At 60.9% G+C, this 16,513-nt stretch carries 15 protein-coding genes and 1 rRNA gene (1 of these 16 only partly in view); 13 read left to right on the top strand and 3 right to left on the bottom strand.

All coding sequences use genetic code 11. The annotated features are described in order from the left end of the window. Nucleotides 1-32: 32 nt before the first annotated feature. Genes KHO53_RS06585 through KHO53_RS06575 form a run of 3 tightly spaced genes read left to right on the top strand, consistent with a single transcriptional unit; the run spans nucleotide 33 to nucleotide 2,700 of the window. Nucleotides 33-899 carry a heme/hemin ABC transporter substrate-binding protein gene (locus KHO53_RS06585; RefSeq protein ID WP_213570120.1) on the top strand — a complete coding sequence of 289 codons (867 nt, stop codon included), beginning with the start codon at nucleotides 33-35 and terminating at the stop codon, nucleotides 897-899. Nucleotides 900-949: 50 nt separating this feature from the next. Next, complete coding sequence (locus KHO53_RS06580; protein WP_162471130.1) at nucleotides 950-1,933, top strand: FecCD family ABC transporter permease; 984 nt, start codon at nucleotides 950-952, stop codon at nucleotides 1,931-1,933. Further along, the gene (locus KHO53_RS06575; protein ID WP_159389173.1) at nucleotides 1,933-2,700 is read left to right on the top strand and encodes a heme ABC transporter ATP-binding protein; all 768 of its coding nucleotides are present in this window, start codon (nucleotides 1,933-1,935) and stop codon (nucleotides 2,698-2,700) included. Before KHO53_RS06580 ends, KHO53_RS06575 begins: the two co-directional genes overlap by 1 nt. A gap of 195 nt (nucleotides 2,701-2,895) precedes the next feature. Here the strand turns inward: KHO53_RS06575 and KHO53_RS06570 are convergent, their stop codons facing one another. The 3 genes from KHO53_RS06570 to KHO53_RS06560 form a co-directional block, all read right to left on the bottom strand. Continuing rightward, nucleotides 2,896-3,180: a TfoX/Sxy family protein gene (locus KHO53_RS06570; RefSeq protein ID WP_010223009.1), complete on the bottom strand. Its 285-nt coding sequence runs from the start codon at nucleotides 3,178-3,180 to the stop codon at nucleotides 2,896-2,898. A gap of 167 nt (nucleotides 3,181-3,347) precedes the next feature. Beyond that, a complete protein-coding gene (locus KHO53_RS06565; RefSeq protein WP_010223010.1) occupies nucleotides 3,348-3,692 on the bottom strand; it encodes a pentapeptide repeat-containing protein in 345 nt (114 codons plus the stop codon). 104 nt (nucleotides 3,693-3,796) lie between these two features. After that, nucleotides 3,797-5,359 (bottom strand): bifunctional aminoglycoside phosphotransferase/ATP-binding protein, encoded by a 1,563-nt coding sequence (locus KHO53_RS06560; protein ID WP_036996909.1) that lies wholly within the window; start codon nucleotides 5,357-5,359, stop codon nucleotides 3,797-3,799. Between the two features lie 116 nt (nucleotides 5,360-5,475). Between KHO53_RS06560 and mrcB the strand changes: the two genes are divergently transcribed. The 10 genes from mrcB to KHO53_RS06510 all read left to right on the top strand — a co-directional run. Next, nucleotides 5,476-7,797, top strand: a complete 2,322-nt coding sequence (gene mrcB, locus KHO53_RS06555) for a penicillin-binding protein 1B (RefSeq protein WP_010223012.1) — start codon at nucleotides 5,476-5,478, stop codon at nucleotides 7,795-7,797. Nucleotides 7,798-7,821: 24 nt separating this feature from the next. After that, nucleotides 7,822-8,583: a tetratricopeptide repeat protein gene (locus tag KHO53_RS06550; RefSeq protein WP_036996908.1), complete on the top strand. Its 762-nt coding sequence runs from the start codon at nucleotides 7,822-7,824 to the stop codon at nucleotides 8,581-8,583. Continuing rightward, nucleotides 8,580-8,912: a YqcC family protein gene (locus tag KHO53_RS06545; RefSeq protein ID WP_026001315.1), complete on the top strand. Its 333-nt coding sequence runs from the start codon at nucleotides 8,580-8,582 to the stop codon at nucleotides 8,910-8,912. The genes KHO53_RS06550 and KHO53_RS06545 overlap by 4 nt, the downstream gene beginning before the upstream one ends. 422 nt (nucleotides 8,913-9,334) lie before the next feature. Then, on the top strand, nucleotides 9,335-11,059 hold the full coding sequence (locus KHO53_RS06540) for an acetolactate synthase 3 large subunit (RefSeq protein WP_010223015.1): 1,725 nt from the start codon (nucleotides 9,335-9,337) through the stop codon (nucleotides 11,057-11,059). Nucleotides 11,060-11,061: 2 nt separating this feature from the next. Beyond that, complete coding sequence (ilvN, locus tag KHO53_RS06535) at nucleotides 11,062-11,553, top strand: acetolactate synthase small subunit (protein WP_010223016.1); 492 nt, start codon at nucleotides 11,062-11,064, stop codon at nucleotides 11,551-11,553. Nucleotides 11,554-11,603: 50 nt separating this feature from the next. Beyond that, nucleotides 11,604-12,620: a ketol-acid reductoisomerase gene (gene ilvC, locus KHO53_RS06530; RefSeq protein ID WP_010223017.1), complete on the top strand. Its 1,017-nt coding sequence runs from the start codon at nucleotides 11,604-11,606 to the stop codon at nucleotides 12,618-12,620. 146 nt (nucleotides 12,621-12,766) lie between these two features. Beyond that, nucleotides 12,767-13,624: a CDP-diacylglycerol--serine O-phosphatidyltransferase gene (pssA, locus tag KHO53_RS06525; protein WP_010223018.1), complete on the top strand. Its 858-nt coding sequence runs from the start codon at nucleotides 12,767-12,769 to the stop codon at nucleotides 13,622-13,624. Nucleotides 13,625-13,687: 63 nt separating this feature from the next. Next, nucleotides 13,688-14,701, top strand: a complete 1,014-nt coding sequence (gene msrP, locus KHO53_RS06520) for a protein-methionine-sulfoxide reductase catalytic subunit MsrP (RefSeq protein WP_010223019.1) — start codon at nucleotides 13,688-13,690, stop codon at nucleotides 14,699-14,701. Beyond that, complete coding sequence (gene msrQ / locus KHO53_RS06515; RefSeq protein ID WP_010223020.1) at nucleotides 14,701-15,321, top strand: protein-methionine-sulfoxide reductase heme-binding subunit MsrQ; 621 nt, start codon at nucleotides 14,701-14,703, stop codon at nucleotides 15,319-15,321. Before msrP ends, msrQ begins: the two co-directional genes overlap by 1 nt. Nucleotides 15,322-15,820: 499 nt before the next feature. Beyond that, nucleotides 15,821-16,513: ribosomal RNA gene (locus KHO53_RS06510) — 16S ribosomal RNA — on the top strand (it continues 844 nt past the right edge of the window).

Genomic DNA, 16,513 nt, shown 5'->3' with positions numbered 1-16,513 from the left:
TTGCCGCTCCTCCTCATTCAAGGAAGCCTGTTATGCGCCCAAGTGCCCGCCTGATCGCCCTGTGTGCCGGTCTTGTGTTCAACACCGTGGCCCAGGCTGAAGCCTTGCCGCAGCGCTGGGTCAGCGCCGGTGGGGCTTTGAGTGAGTGGGTTGCAGCGCTGGGAGGGGAGCAGAAACTGGTGGGGGTCGATACCACCAGCCAGCATCCTGAGTCGCTCAAGGCCTTGCCGAGCATCGGCTACCAGCGCCAGTTGTCTGCCGAAGGTGTGCTGAGCCTGCGCCCGGATGTGCTGGTGGGGACCGAGGAAATGGGGCCGCCGCCAGTGCTGGCGCAAATCCGTGGCGCCGGGGTCAAGGTCGAACTGCTTTCCAGCAAGGCTGATCTGGCGGCAGTCGAAACCAACCTGCAGCAACTGGGGCGCTTGCTCGGCAACGAGAACCAGGCCCGGCAGTTGTTTGCCGACTACCGCCAGCAACTGGCTGCCTTGCAGGGCAAGATCAAACAACTGCAAACCCGTCAGGCCGCCCCTGGGGTGATCCTGCTGGTCGGTCATGCCGGCGCCAAACCCATGATCGCCGGCAAGGGTACCGCCGGTGATTGGCTGCTCAAACAGGCAGGTGCGCGCAACCTGGCCGATAACGAAGGCTACAAGAACTTCTCGGTTGAAGCACTGGCGGCGCTCGATCCCGATGTACTGGTGTTTGCCGACCGTAGCCTCAGCGGCGAGCAGGCCTTGCAGGCATTGCTCAAGGAAAATCCGGCCCTGAGCGCCTCGCGCGCCGCACGCAGCAATCGCCTGATCGAGTTGGACCCGACCCTGCTGGTCGGCGGGCTCGGTCCGCGTCTGCCGACTACCTTGCAGAACCTGTCCACAGCCTTCTATCCGACAGCCCGATGAACCGGCTGATCAAACCGCGCACGCTGTTCGTCACCCTGGCACTGTTGTGCCTGCTGGCGATCTGGTTGTCGCTGGCGCTGGGGCCGGTCAGCCTGCCACTGCTCGATACCCTGCGGGCCGGGGCGCGGCTGGTCGGGTTGCCGGTGGCCGGAGAAGGGCTGGAGCAGGCCGAGCTGATCCTTGGCCAGATTCGCCTGCCACGAACCCTGCTGGGGGTGGCTGTGGGCGCGGTGCTGGCGCTGACCGGGGTGGCGATGCAGGGGCTGTTTCGCAATCCGCTGGCCGACCCCGGCCTGGTCGGTGTCTCCGCTGGCGCCGCGCTTGGTGCGGCGGTGGCGATTGTCGGCGGCGCGTGGGTCGGTGGCATTCCTGAGGTGTTCGGCCCCTACCTGTTATCGCTGTGCGCCTTTCTTGGCGGCTTGGCGGTGACCGCGCTGGTGTATCGCCTCGGCCGGCGCGATGGCCAGACCAATGTCGCCACCATGTTGCTGGCGGGCATCGCCTTGACCGCCTTGGCCGGTGCGGCGGTCGGGCTGTTCACTTATCTGGCCGATGACGCCACCTTGCGTACCTTGACGTTCTGGAACCTGGGCAGCCTCAACGGCGCGAGCTATCAGCGCCTGTGGCCGCTGGTGCTGGTCGCCATCGTCGTTTCGCTGTGGCTGCCGCGGCGGGCCCAGGCCTTGAATGCCCTGTTGCTGGGCGAGTCCGAAGCCCGGCACTTGGGCATCGAGGTTGAGAAACTCAAGCGCGAACTGGTGTTCTGCACCGCTTTGGGGGTGGGCGCGGCGGTGGCGGCGGCGGGGCTGGTCGGCTTTATTGGCCTGGTGGTGCCGCATCTGGTACGTCTACTGGCGGGGCCTGATCACCGCGTGCTGCTACCGGCATCGCTGTTGGCTGGCGCTTCACTATTGTTGTTCGCCGACCTGGTCGCCCGCTTGGCGCTGGCGCCTGCGGAACTGCCCATCGGTATTGTCACCGCGTTTATCGGCGCACCGTTCTTCCTCTACTTGCTGCTGCGAGGGCGTGCCTGATGTTGCGAGTCGAGAATCTGTCGCTGCGCCGGGGCTCAAACCAGGTGCTGAGCGATATCAGCCTGGTGCTGGAAGCCGGCCAGGTGCTAGGTGTGTTGGGCCCTAACGGCGCGGGTAAAAGCAGCCTGCTGGGGGTGATGTGTGGTGAGCTCAGTGCCAGCGAAGGGCGAGTGACCCTGGATGAGCGAGGTCTATGTGACTGGCCCGGTCAGCAGCGCGCCCAGCGTTTGGCAGTATTGCCGCAGGTGTCCAGCCTGGGTTTTGCCTTCAAGGTCGAAGAGGTGGTGGGTATGGGGCGCTTGCCGCACAACAGCGGCTTTGAACGCGACCAGCAGATCATCGACCTGGCCTTGCAGGCCGCCGATGCCAGCCATCTGATCGGGCGCAGTTACCTGGCGCTCTCCGGGGGCGAACGTCAACGCGTGCACCTGGCCCGGGTGCTGGCGCAGCTGTGGCCAGGGGAGGGGGGCAGAATCCTGTTGCTCGACGAGCCGACTTCGATGCTCGACCCGTTGCACCAGCACACCACCTTGCAAGCGGTGCGCGAGTTCGCCGACCGCGGTGCTGCAGTGCTGGTCATCCTGCATGACCTGAACCTTGCCGCGCGCTACTGTGACCGCATCCTGCTGCTCGAGCAGGGCCGCGCCCACGCCCTGGATACCCCGCAGCAGGTATTGCGCCCGGATTCACTCAAGGCTGTGTTCGGCATCGACGTATTGGTACAACCCCACCCTGAGCGCGGGCACCCGCTGATCATCGCCCGCTAGGGCGCCCCGGAGGTCAACGCGAGGAAAAATACCAGGCAAAAAAAGACCCGGCAAAGTGCCGGGTCAATAACCGTGATTAGCCTGATGAGGAGATAATCTGAGAGTCCGAACCAGGGGCTTTCAGGTTACCCAACCAGTCTCGCGACCAGTTGTGATAATCATAACGATTCTCATTATCGAGTCAAGCGCCGTGGCTTAATATTCTCGATTATTTTTCTGTACACCCGCTTTACCGTCCAGTTGCTGGTTCAAGGCTTCCTTGCGTTCGGCCGGAATGTCATTCCAGTGCACATCGAGCAAGGCGCCTTCGATTGCATAGAGCAGCACCTTCGAAGCCCGGAAGCCTCGGGTGCGCACGGCCTTGTAGGCATTGACCGCACCCAGCCGGCGTAGGTCCGAAGCGCTGTGGATGCCGACCGCATGCAGCCACTGCGCAGAAGTCTTGCCAAGGTTTTTCAGATGCTGGAGTTCATCGTTCATCAAGCCTCCTTGCGACGGCTGAACGGGTCTTGATTGAGGAATCGCGGCAGGTCAATGAGGAGTGTAGCGGCACTTGGGAAATACGCGGCGTTTTGCCATCCGCGTGCCGACGGGTAGCCGAAAACCGCCCGCAAGGCCGCAGCCCGCGGGCGTTTCGCTCGTTGGTATCAGCGTGTACGGTAGCGCAAGCGGGTGCCGAAATTGACCGACATGAGGATCTCGTCGGCGCTCAGTTCGCTGGGAAAGTAGGTACCGGAAATCTGCGCATGGGCAAGGCTGGCGCCTTCCAGGCTGTTGTGCCGCAAGTCCAGGCCGCGCAGGTCGGAGGCACGGAAGTAGGCATCGGTGAAGTCGATGCCGGTGGTGTCCAGGTCGCGCAGGTCGAGCCCACGGAAATCACCGCCGCGAAAGTCGACGGTGCCGTCCCTGGGCTTCTCGCGGTTGAAGCTGGTGATCTGTTCGTCATGCACCAATGCATACAGCGCGCTGTCCAGTTGCCGTGGCTGACTCATGAGACACCTCCTTGTTTGAGCTTATGGTGACACTATAGTGCCACCATTGCGGAGGTGCTCGGAATCAGGCGTGAAGTGTCGACTGCTTCACGTCTCGGGGTGCATTACAGCCCTGGCAGGCGCTGGCGGATCTGTTTGACCAGCAGGTCGAGGCTGCCGCTTTCGTTGGTTTCCACCCGCTTGCTCTGCAGCAGCTCTTCGGCGCTGAGCGGGTCACGGCTGGCCTGCTGAGCCTTGACCACTTCGAGGGTGGCGTCCGACGGATCGTTCTGATCGGCCTGACGCTGGGCCAGCCAACTGGCAATCACCGCATCCGGTGCATTGCAGTCGAGGATCAGGAACGGCACACCGGTTTCGCTGGCAACGCCGGCTGCGGCCTGACGCTGGTCGTGCTTGAGGTAAGTGGCGTCGATGACCACCGGGAAGCCGGCACGCAGGATGGTTTCGGCCAGTTGATGCAGGCGCTGGTAGGTGGCCTGGCTGGCGTCTGCACTATAAATGCCGGCTTGCAACTGGCCGGCATTGGCGCTGGCTTGTTCACCGAACAGGCGCTTGCGCTCGACGTCCGAACGCAGGCGGATGGCGCCCAGGGCATCGACCAGGCGCATGGCCACGTGGCTCTTGCCGACGGCGGAAACACCGTGGGTGATGGCCAAAAAGCGCGACGGAATGGCGCTGTAGCTTTCCGCCAGGTTGGCGTAGTTGCGGTAGGTGCGCAGGGTGGTGGCGCGCTGCACGGCATCGGCGTTGGCCGGCATGCTGAACAGGGCGACCTTGGCCCGCACCAGTGCGCGGTAGGCCTTGTAGAAGTTCAGCAACTCCAGGCCGGCATAATCGCCGGTCAGCTCCAGGTACTGACTGATGAAGCGCCGCGACAGCGATTTCAGGCCGCGGTCTTCAAGGTCCATGGCCAGGAACGCGGCGTCGGCGTAGACGTCGGTCAGGCGGAACGGCTCGTTGAACTCGATGCAGTCGAAAATCACCACCTTGCCGTCGATCAGGGTGGCGTTGCCCAGGTGGATGTCACCGTGGCATTCGCGAATGAAACCTTCTGCCTTACGCTGCTCAAGCAGGCCGTGCAGGCGCTTGAAGCTGTCCTGGGCCCAGGCCTGCAAGGCATCCAGTTGTTGCAGGTCGGCCTTGTCGGACAGGAACGGGCGAATCTGTTCGAAGTTCTGCTCGACCGGGGCCATGACGCTGTCCGGGGTGCCCAGCGGATGCTCCACGGCCACCTTCGGCGCCGCCAGGTGGAAGCGGGCGATCTGTTCGGCCATCTGGTCGATGTGCGCGGCGGTCAGTTCGCTATTGGCCTGCAGGGTGCTGAGCATCTGGCTCTGAGGGAACTGGCGCATTTTCAGCGCGTATTCGATCGGCTCGCCTTCGCCGCCCAGTTGCGGTGCTTCGGCGCTGCCGGTGATCGGCAGCACTTCCAGGTACAGGCCTTCGGTCAGGCGCTGGTTCAGGCGCAGCTCTTCGGCGCAGAAGTGCGCGCGCTGGGACAACTGGGTGAAGTCGAGGAAACCGAAGTTCATCGGCTTCTTGATCTTGTAGGCATAGTCACCGGTGAGCAGCACCCAGGAGATATGCGTCTCGATGACCTGAAATGCCTTCACCGGGTGAGGGAACAGGGCGGGATTCTGCAGTGCTGTGATCAAGGCTTGGCTCACGGGCGATCCTTCTGGGTCAGGAGATTCGAATCGGCCATTATGGCCGCAAGCGGGGCTGGTGCAAACCGCCGGAGGGCGCCTGTCGATGATTGATAAAGTGCGTATAATCCGCCGCCATGACTCGATCCCGATCCCCCCGTACCGCTAAAAAACGCCCGTCTGGCCGCTCGCGTGCCTGGCTGGGCTGGGCCCTGAAGCTCAGCCTGGTCGGCCTTGTGCTGGTGGCGGGCTATGCCATTTACCTCGACGCCGTGGTCCAGGAGAAGTTCTCCGGCAAGCGCTGGACGATTCCGGCCAAGGTTTACGCCCGGCCGCTGGAGCTGTTCGTCGGCCAGAAGCTGAGCAAGGCTGATTTCCTTATCGAGCTCGATGCCCTCGGCTATCGCCGCGAAAGCGTCGCCAATGGCCCGGGTGCGGCGGCGGTCAACGGTAATACCGTCGATCTGAATACCCGTGGCTTCCAGTTCTATGAAGGCATGGAGCCGGCGCAAGGCGTGCGCGTGCGTTTTTCCGGCGACTACGTTGCCAGCCTGAGTGGCGCCAACGGCTCGAAGCTCGACGTGGTGCGTCTGGAGCCGCTGCTGATCGGCGGCCTGTACCCGAAAAACCTCGAAGACCGCATCCTGATCAAGATCGACCAGGTGCCGCCTTACTTGCTGGAAACCCTGGTGGCGGTGGAAGACCGCGACTTCTATCACCACTTCGGCGTATCGCCCAAGTCGATTGCCCGGGCGGTGTGGGTCAACACGTCATCCGGCGCCATGCGCCAGGGCGGCAGTACCCTGACCCAGCAGTTGGTGAAGAACTTCTACCTGACCAACGAACGCAGCCTCAGCCGCAAGCTCAATGAAGCAATGATGGCGTTGTTGCTCGAACTGCATTACGACAAGCGGGAAATCCTTGAGGCCTACCTCAACGAGGTGTTTGTCGGCCAGGACGGCCAGCGCGCCGTGCACGGCTTTGGCCTGGCCAGTCAGTTCTTCTTCAGCCAGCCGCTGTCGGAACTCAAGCTGCATCAGGTCGCCTTGCTGGTCGGTATGGTCAAGGGGCCTTCCTATTACAACCCGCGGCGTTACCCGGAACGGGCGACGGTACGGCGTAACCTGGTGCTCGACCTGCTGGCTGAGCAGGGCGTGGCGACCCCGGAAGCGGTGGAAGCGGCCAAGAAGATGCCATTGGGCGTGACCAAGCGCGGCAGCCTGGCCGACAGCTCGTACCCGGGCTTCCTCGACCTGGTCAAACGCCAGCTGCGCCAGGACTATCGCGACGAGGACTTGACCGAAGAAGGCCTGCGCATCTTCACCAGTTTCGACCCGATCCTGCAGATGAAGTCCGAAGCGGCCATGGGCGAGACCTTCAAGCGTCTGGCCGGGCGCAAGGGCGCGGATGAAGTCGAAGCGGCAATGGTGGTGACCAACCCGGAAACCGGTGAAGTCCAGGCCCTGATCGGTAGCCGCCAGGCTGGATTTGCCGGCTTCAACCGCGCCATCGACGCGGTGCGGCCAATCGGCTCGCTGGTCAAGCCAGCGGTGTACCTGACCGCCCTGGAAAAACCGAGCAAGTACACCCTGACCAGTTGGCTGCAGGACGAGCCGTTTTCGGTCAAAGGCGCCGATGGCCAGGTGTGGAAACCGCAGAACTACGATCGGCGTTCCCACGGCACCATCTATCTGTATCAGGGCCTGGCCAACTCCTACAACCTGTCGACGGCCAAGCTTGGCCTGGAGTTGGGGGTGCCGAACGTGCTCAACACCATCGGCCGGCTGGGCGTGAACGTTGACTGGCCAGCCTTCCCGTCGATGCTGCTGGGCGCCGGCGGGATGTCGCCGATGCAGGTTGCGACCATGTACCAGACCCTGGCCAATGGCGGTTTCAATACGCCGATGCGTGGCATTCGCAGCGTGCTCACCGCCGAAGGCGAGCCGCTCAAGCGTTATCCGTTCCAGATCCAGCAAACCTTCGACCCGGGCGCCATTTATCTGGTGCAGAACGCTATGCAGCGGGTGATGCGCGAAGGTACCGGGCGTTCGGTCTACAGTGTGCTGCCAGGCTCGTTGAACCTGGCGGGCAAGACCGGTACCAGTAACGACTCCCGTGACAGCTGGTTCGCAGGCTTCAGCCAGGACCTGCTGGCGGTGGTGTGGCTGGGCCGTGACGACAACGGTAAAACACCGTTCACCGGCGCCACGGGTGCCTTGCAGGTCTGGACCAGCTTCATGCGCAAGGCCGACCCGCTGCCGCTGGACATGCCGCAGCCCGACAACGTGGTTCAGGCCTGGGTCGATCCGCACAGTGGCCAGGGCTCGGACGCCAGTTGCCCGGGCGCCGTGCAGATGCCGTATATTCGTGGGAGTGAACCGCCGGCCGGAGCTGCCTGTGGCGGTGAGCCGGACCCTGCCGAGTCCGTCATGGACTGGGTCAAGGGTTGGATGAATTAAGCACTAGCCTAAAGAGGGTGTGAAGTGAACAAGTGGTGGTTTCCAGCCTTGACGGCGCTGGCTTTGCTCAATGGCTGCGCCAGCAATCCGCGCGGCTCCATTCCCGTGGTCGATTCCAGTACCCGGGTGTCCAACAGTGAGCGGGTCACGGCCAACCGTGGCGCGCCTGCGCAGATCTACAGCGGTACGCGCCAGGCGCAAGCCGTGCCGCAGGACTCCGGGGTGATGGTCATGGTCCCGCAAGGTGCCGGCGCTGCACCGATCCAGACGTTCCCGGCATCCACCGGCGCCGCACCGATCAGCACCGGCCCGATTACCCCGGGGCCGAGCAGCTCGGCGCCATTCGACAGCAGCTCGACCAACGCCGGCAGCTACACCATGCCGAGCAGCAGCGCCCCGAGCGCGCCGAGCGGGATTCCGCGCGCCAGTGCTGCCAGCGGCGGCCTGTCGGCTGACGAACAACTCGACGGCCCGGTGCTGGCGCTGTTGACCACCGCCCAGCAGCAACAGAGCGGCGGCGACTACAACGGCGCTTCGTCGAGCCTGGAGCGTGCCCAGCGCATTGCCCCGCGTGAGCCGCAGGTGCTCTACCGTCTGGCCCAGGTGCGCCTGGCCCAGGGCGATGCCGCGCAGTCCGAGCAACTGGCGCGCCGTGCACTGACCTACGCCAACGGCCGCCCCGACCTGCAGGCCGGGTTGTGGAACATCATTGCCCAGGCACGCGAGAAACAGGGTGATTCAGCTGGCGCAGCGTTGGCGCGGCAGAAAGCCCAGGTCAACCTGTGATGGATCCGCGCATTCTCGATATCGCCGATCACCTGTTGTTGATCGAGCATGAGCTGCGCCTCCAGGGCTGGTGGAGCGATGAGCCGCCCAGCGCCCAGGCGTTGGCCAGCACCGTGCCCTTCGCCGTCGACAGCATGAACTTCGATCAGTGGCTGCAGTGGATTTTCCTGCCGAAGATGAAAGTGATTCTCGAGAAAGGGCTGCCGTTGCCAAATGCCTCCGGCATCCTGGTCATGGCTGAAACGGTATACGTCGACCGCCCGGAGCAAAGCCGCGAGCTACGCAGGCTGCTAGCAGAGTTTGACCAATTGATCAGTCCTTCTGCCTGAATTTCCCTCTTTTCACCCTTGGAGCCACAGATTGTGGCTCTTTTTATTTGTATTGTTTATTTTTCTGCTGCTGTCTTTGGTATTAGTGGTGGCTGTGGATCGTCCTTGCGCGAAATTGGCAATAATTTTTCTTGACTTGCGCGCGCCGAAAAAGAAGAATCCAGATTCCGCTGTAGAGGGACTGCCAGAAGCAGACCCGCTAAGCAGATCATGAGGCGCACACCCGCGCCGACCTGTAACACCCCGCAACGCGTTACCTCGCGCTGGGTGGGAAAACCCCGCAACACTTTGGGGCGCTCCCAATACTTGCTCAGTCAGTGCTGACGTAGTCGGCGATTCCGTCGCTCATGCTCTGCTTGGCAGTAAACCTATTAAGACCCGTCCAGCGTGGACGGTATTCTGGCGTTTTAGAGGTGAACAACGTGGAGCTTTTATCTGGCGCTGAGATGGTCGTCCGCTTTTTGCGTGACGAAGGCGTTAAGCACATCTACGGGTACCCTGGTGGTGCTCTCCTTCATGTTTACGATGCCCTGTTCAAAGAACCGGAAGTAAGCCACATCCTGGTTCGTCACGAGCAGGCAGCGACCCATATGGCGGACGGTTACGCCCGTGCCACCGGCAAGGCCGGCGTGGTACTGGTGACCTCTGGTCCAGGCGCGACCAATGCCATCACCGGTATTGCCACCGCGTACATGGACTCCATTCCGATGGTCATCCTCTCCGGTCAGGTGCCCAGCACCATGGTCGGTACCGATGCCTTCCAGGAAACCGACATGATCGGTATTTCCCGGCCGATCGTGAAGCACAGCTTCATGATCAAACATGCCTCGGAAATCCCTGAAGTCCTGAAAAAAGCCTTCTATCTGGCGCAGTCCGGTCGCCCGGGCCCGGTCGTGGTCGATATCCCCAAAGACATGACCAACCCGGCGGAAAAGTTCGAATACGTCTACCCCAAAAAGGTCAAGATGCGTTCCTACAGCCCGGCTGTTCGTGGTCACTCGGGGCAGATCCGCAAGGCTGCCGAGATGCTCCTGGCCGCCAAGCGCCCAGTGGTCTATGCCGGTGGCGGCGTGATCCTCGGCGGCGGCTCTGCCGCGCTGACCGAAGTTGCGCAGATGCTCAACCTGCCGGTCACCAACACCTTGATGGGCCTGGGTGGCTATCCGGGTACCGACCGCCAGTTCCTCGGCATGCTCGGCATGCACGGCAGCTACACCGCCAACCTGGCCATGCACCACGCTGACGTGATCTTCGCCGTCGGTGCGCGTTTCGACGACCGCGTGGTCAACGGCCCGGCCAAGTTCTGCCCGAACGCCAAGGTTATCCACATCGACATCGACCCGGCGTCGATCTCCAAGACCATCAAGGCCGACGTGCCGATTGTGGGTCCGGTCGAGAGCGTACTGACCGAAATGGTCGCGACCTTGCGCGAAATCGGCGAGCAGCCGGACAAGGCGGCCATGGACGCCTGGTGGAAGCAGATCGAAGAATGGCGTGGCGGTCGCGACATGTTCCCTTACGACAAGGGCGACGGCAGCGTGATCAAGCCGCAGACCGTGATCGAGACCCTCTGCGAAGTGACCAAGGGCGATGCCTTTGTTACCTCCGACGTTGGTCAGCACCAGATGTTCGCGGCGCAGTATTACCGCTTTAACAAACCCAACCGCTGGATCAACTCCGGTGGCCTGGGCACCATGGGCTTCGGCTTCCCGGCGGCCATGGGCGTCAAGCTGAACTTCCCGGACCAGGACGTTGCCTGCGTGACCGGCGAGGGCAGTATCCAGATGAACATCCAGGAGCTGTCGACCTGCCTGCAGTACGACCTGCCGGTGAAGATCGTCAACCTGAACAACGGCGTATTGGGCATGGTTCGCCAATGGCAGGACATGGCCTACAACAGCCGTCACTCGCACTCCTACATGGAATCGCTGCCTGACTTCGTCAAGCTGGCCGAAGCCTATGGTCACGTGGGTATCCGCATCACCAGCCTGAAAGACCTCAAGCCCAAGCTCGAGGAGGCGTTCGCCATGAAGGATCGCCTGGTGTTCATCGATATCCAGGTCGACAACAGCGAGCACGTCTACCCGATGCAGATCAAAGACGGCTCGATGCGCGATATGTGGCTGAGCAAGACGGAGCGTACCTAATCATGCGGCACATTATTTCCCTGCTGTTGGAAAACGAACCCGGTGCCTTGTCCCGCGTGGTCGGTCTGTTCTCGCAGCGTAACTACAACATCGAAAGCCTGACGGTGGCGCCAACCGAAGACCCGACCCTGTCGCGTCTGACGTTGACCACGGTCGGTCATGATGAGGTGATCGAGCAGATCACCAAAAACCTGAACAAGCTGGTTGAAGTCGTCAAGCTGGTCGACCTCTCGGAAAGCGCGCACATCGAACGTGAACTGATGCTGGTCAAGATCAAGGCCACGGGCGCCCAGCGTGCCGAGATCAAGCGCACCACCGATATCTATCGTGGGCAGATCGTCGATGTCAGCAGCAGCGTCTATACCGTTCAGCTTACTGGCGCCAGCGACAAGCTTGACAGCTTCATTCAGGCCATCGGTACCGCGTCCATTCTCGAAACAGTGCGCAGCGGCGTTACCGGCATTGCCCGTGGCGACAAAGTGCTCAGCATCTAACTCAAAAAATTAGCGATGGCCTTACGGGCCGAGATAACAGGGGTATTTTCATGAAAGTTTATTACGACAAAGACTGTGACCTTTCCATCATCCAGGGCAAGAAAGTTGCCATCATCGGTTACGGCTCCCAGGGCCACGCTCAGGCGTGCAACCTGAAAGACTCCGGTGTGGACGTCACTGTCGGTCTGCGTAAAGGTTCGGCCACCGTTGCCAAAGCTGAAGCTCACGGCCTGAAAGTTGCCGATGTAGCGACCGCTGTTGCCGCTGCCGACCTGGTCATGATCCTGACCCCGGACGAGTTCCAGTCCCAGCTGTACAAGAACGAAGTCGAGCCGAACATCAAGAAGGGCGCCACCCTGGCCTTCTCCCACGGTTTCGCCATCCACTACAACCAGGTCGTTCCACGCGCCGACCTGGACGTGATCATGATCGCGCCAAAAGCGCCAGGTCACACTGTACGTTCCGAGTTCGTCAAAGGCGGCGGCATCCCTGACCTGATCGCGGTCTACCAGGACGCTTCCGGCAATGCCAAGAACGTTGCCCTGTCCTACGCTGCTGGCGTTGGTGGCGGCCGTACCGGCATCATCGAAACCACCTTCAAGGACGAGACCGAAACCGACCTGTTCGGCGAGCAGGCTGTTCTGTGTGGCGGTACCGTCGAGCTGGTCAAAGCCGGTTTCGAAACCCTGGTTGAAGCTGGCTACGCGCCAGAAATGGCCTACTTCGAGTGCCTGCACGAACTGAAGCTGATCGTTGACCTCATGTACGAAGGCGGTATCGCCAACATGAACTACTCGATCTCCAACAACGCCGAATACGGCGAGTACGTGACCGGCCCAGAAGTCATCAACGCCGAATCCCGCCAGGCCATGCGCAACGCTCTGAAGCGCATCCAGGACGGCGAATACGCCAAGATGTTCATCAGCGAAGGCGCCACTGGCTACCCTTCGATGACCGCCAAGCGTCGTAACAACGCTGCCCACGGCATCGAAGTCATCGGCGAGCAACTGCGCTCGATGATGCCTTGGATCGCGGCGAACAAAATCGTCGACAAGGCCAAGAACTGATCTTGTCCTGATGCGATGAAAACGCGGCTTCGGCCGCGTTTTTTCGTTTAGGCGGTCAGCTTCTGGTATAAAGCTTCATCGTTTGTCGGCGAACCCTCGTCGCAGACGTCTGTCGAAACTTTCCACACCGTTGCAAGGTAATGTCCATGAGCGAACGTCCCGAAGAGCCGAACAAGGCCTCTGACGCCGAAAGCCTGCTACCGATCGATGAGCATGTTGAAGAAGGGCATGACGCCGAAGGACGCAAGGTTCGGCATCGCGGCATCTATCTGCTGCCCAACCTGTTCACCACTGCGAACCTGTTCGCCGGTTTCTATTCGATCATCAACTCCATGAGCGCCCAGGCGGCCCTCAGTGCGGGTGATCCGCGCGAAGCGAGCAAGTATTTCGCCTTCGCCGCCATCGCCATTTTCGTCGCCATGGTCCTCGATGGCCTGGACGGCCGCGTGGCACGCATGACCAATACCCAGAGCGCCTTCGGTGCCGAGTACGACTCGCTGTCGGACATGGTCGCCTTCGGTGTTGCCCCGGCATTGCTCGCGTTCGGCTGGGCCCTGGGTGACATGGGTAAAGTCGGCTGGATGGTTGCCTTCATCTATGTCGCCGGTGCCGCGCTGCGTCTGGCGCGCTTCAACACCCAGGTCGGCAAGGCCGACAAGCGTTACTTCATCGGCCTCGCCAGCCCGGCTGCGGCCGGTGTGGTGGCCGGTACCGTCTGGGCCTTCAGCGACTATGGCATCCAGGGTTCGAAGCTGTCGTTCCTGGTGGCGCTGCTGGTGGCTGCGGCCGGCATGCTGATGGTCAGCAACATCAAGTACAACAGCTTCAAAGAGCTGGACCTCAAGGGGCGCGTGCCGTTCGTAGCGATCCTCGCCGTGGTGTTGGTGTTCGCGGTAGTCTTCAGTGACCCACCGCGCATCCTGCTGCTGGTGTTCCTCGGCTATGCGGCCTCCGGCCCTGTGCAATACCTGTTGCGCATGCGTCGGCGGAAAAACATCGAGTGATGTAATTTCGCTAGGGCTCCGTAGTCTACTGGTGCATCAGTCCTCCAGTTCTACGGAGCCATCATGCTCATCAAGCTGTCCAAAGCCTCCGATTGCAAAGAGTCGGAAATCACCCCCGAATCCCTTTATGTCTCGCGCCGCGCCATTCTCGGCGGGTCGCTGGCTGCCCTGGCCGCTACTGCGCTGCCGCGGTGGGCCGGTGCTGCCGACGCGTCGCGCTATGCCGATGTCGAGGCGGGCAGGGCGCCAGGCTGGTTCAGCGACAAGCTCGCCGCTACCAAGTGGCAAGCCGTGACGGCGCCGGGCGAAGCCATCACGCCGTTCAAGGATGCCACCCACTACAACAACTTCTACGAGTTCGGCGCCGACAAGGGCGATCCGGCAGCCAATGCCGGCAGCCTGAAAACCGAGCCATGGACAGTGGTGGTGGATGGTGAAGTCGGCAAGCCCGGGCGCTATGCCCTGGAAGACTTCATGAAACCCTACCAACTGGAAGAGCGTATCTACCGGCTGCGCTGCGTGGAGGCCTGGTCGATGGTCATACCCTGGCTGGGCTTTCCGTTGTCGGCGCTGCTCAAGCAGGTCGAGCCAACGTCCAAGGCACGCTTCATTCGCTTCGAAACCCTGCAAGACCCGAAGAGCATGCCTGGCCAGCGCTCAAGCTTTGCCCTGATCGACTGGCCTTATATAGAAGGCTTGCGCCTGGATGAGGCAATGAACCCGCTGGCGATCCTCGCTGTCGGCATGTACGGGCGCGAGTTGCCCAACCAGAACGGTGCACCGTTGCGTTTGGTGGTGCCGTGGAAGTACGGCTTCAAGAGCATCAAGTCGATCGTGCGCATCAGCCTGGTTGAAGCGCAGCCGCGCACCACCTGGCAGGCGATTGCCCCGGAAGAGTATGGCTTCTACGCCAACGTAAACCCCGAGGTCGATCACCCGCGCTGGACCCAGGCGCGTGAGCGGCGCCTGCCCAGCGGCCTGTTCAGCCCCAACGTGCGGCCAACGCAGATGTTCAATGGCTATGCCGAAGAAGTGGCAGGGCTGTACAGCGGCCTCGACCTGCGGAAGAACTACTGATGCGTTATCCACTGTTTCGACTCGGTATCTTCATCCTGGCCAGTATCTGGCCGCTGTGGTGGTTATATGAAGCGGCCATGCAAGCCCTTGGGCCGGATCCGGGCAAGATCCTGGTTGATCGCCTGGGCCTGGGCGCGTTGACCTTCTTGCTGATCACCTTGAGCATGACCCCCTTGCAGCGCCTTACCGGTTGGGCGGGCTGGATCGTCTCGCGGCGCCAGCTGGGCTTGTGGTGCTTTGCCTATATAGTGCTGCACCTGAGTGCCTACATGTTCTTCGTGCTTGGCCTGGATTGGGGGCAATTGGGTATCGAGCTGAGCAAGCGGCCTTACATCATCGTCGGTATGCTGGGCTTTGTGGGCTTGCTGGCACTCGCGGTGACCTCCAATCGGTATAGTCAGCGCCGCCTGGGCGCGCGTTGGAAGAAGTTGCACAAACTGGTCTACGCGATCCTGGGCCTGGGCCTTTTGCACTTTCTCTGGGTAGTGCGCGCCGACCTCAAGGAATGGTCGGTCTACGCTGCTATTGGCGTGTTCCTGCTGGCCTTGCGTATTCCCGCATTGGAGCGGCGAATCCCGCGGCTGGTAACGCGTAAAGCAGCTCCTGCAACAAAAGCTTAAATAAGTCCTTGACGCGCCATTTAATCTCTCTATAATTCGCCCCACTTCCGGCGCAGTCGGAACTGAAAACTCCTTGAGTTTCAACGAGTTAGCAGTTTCAGGGCATTCCGGAGGGGCTTCGATCGAAAGATCGACAGCGGTGAAAAAGGCAGTTGACAGCGGTTTGAAACGCTGTAGAATTCGCCTCCCGCTGACGAGAGATTGCAGCGAGTCAAGTGGTTGAAGTTGAAAGAGAAATTCTGAAAAACTTCAAAATAAACGCTTGACAGACTCTGAGGAAAGCGTAGAATGCGCGCCTCGGTTGAGGCGAAAAGCTCTTAACCAACCGCTCTTTAACAACTGAGTCAAGCAATTCGTGTGGGTGCTTGTGAGTTCAGACTGATAGTCAAAAAGATTATCAGCATCACAAGTGGCTACACGAAAAATCGAAAGATTTGAAAGTAAGTCATTTGAGATTGCTGAGCCAAGTTTAGGGTTTTCTCAAAACCCAAGCAGTATTGAACTGAAGAGTTTGATCATGGCTCAGATTGAACGCTGGCGGCAGGCCTAACACATGCAAGTCGAGCGGATGAGAAGAGCTTGCTCTTCGATTCAGCGGCGGACGGGTGAGTAATACCTAGGAATCTGCCTGGTAGTGGGGGACAACGTTTCGAAAGGAACGCTAATACCGCATACGTCCTACGGGAGAAAGCAGGGGACCTTCGGGCCTTGCGCTATCAGATGAGCCTAGGTCGGATTAGCTAGTTGGTGAGGTAATGGCTCACCAAGGCGACGATCCGTAACTGGTCTGAGAGGATGATCAGTCACACTGGAACTGAGACACGGTCCAGACTCCTACGGGAGGCAGCAGTGGGGAATATTGGACAATGGGCGAAAGCCTGATCCAGCCATGCCGCGTGTGTGAAGAAGGTCTTCGGATTGTAAAGCACTTTAAGTTGGGAGGAAGGGTACTTACCTAATACGTGAGTATTTTGACGTTACCGACAGAATAAGCACCGGCTAACTCTGTGCCAGCAGCCGCGGTAATACAGAGGGTGCAAGCGTTAATCGGAATTACTGGGCGTAAAGCGCGCGTAGGTGGTTCGTTAAGTTGGATGTGAAATCCCCGGGCTCAACCTGGGAACTGCATCCAAAACTGGCGAGCTAGAGTAGGGCAGAGGGTGGTGGAATTTCCTGTGTAGCGGTGAAATGC

Source organism: Pseudomonas sp. RC2C2 (assembly GCF_018390435.1).
GTDB classification, from domain to species: domain Bacteria; phylum Pseudomonadota; class Gammaproteobacteria; order Pseudomonadales; family Pseudomonadaceae; genus Aquipseudomonas; species Aquipseudomonas donghuensis.
This window is presented reverse-complemented; position numbering and strand designations above follow the sequence as displayed.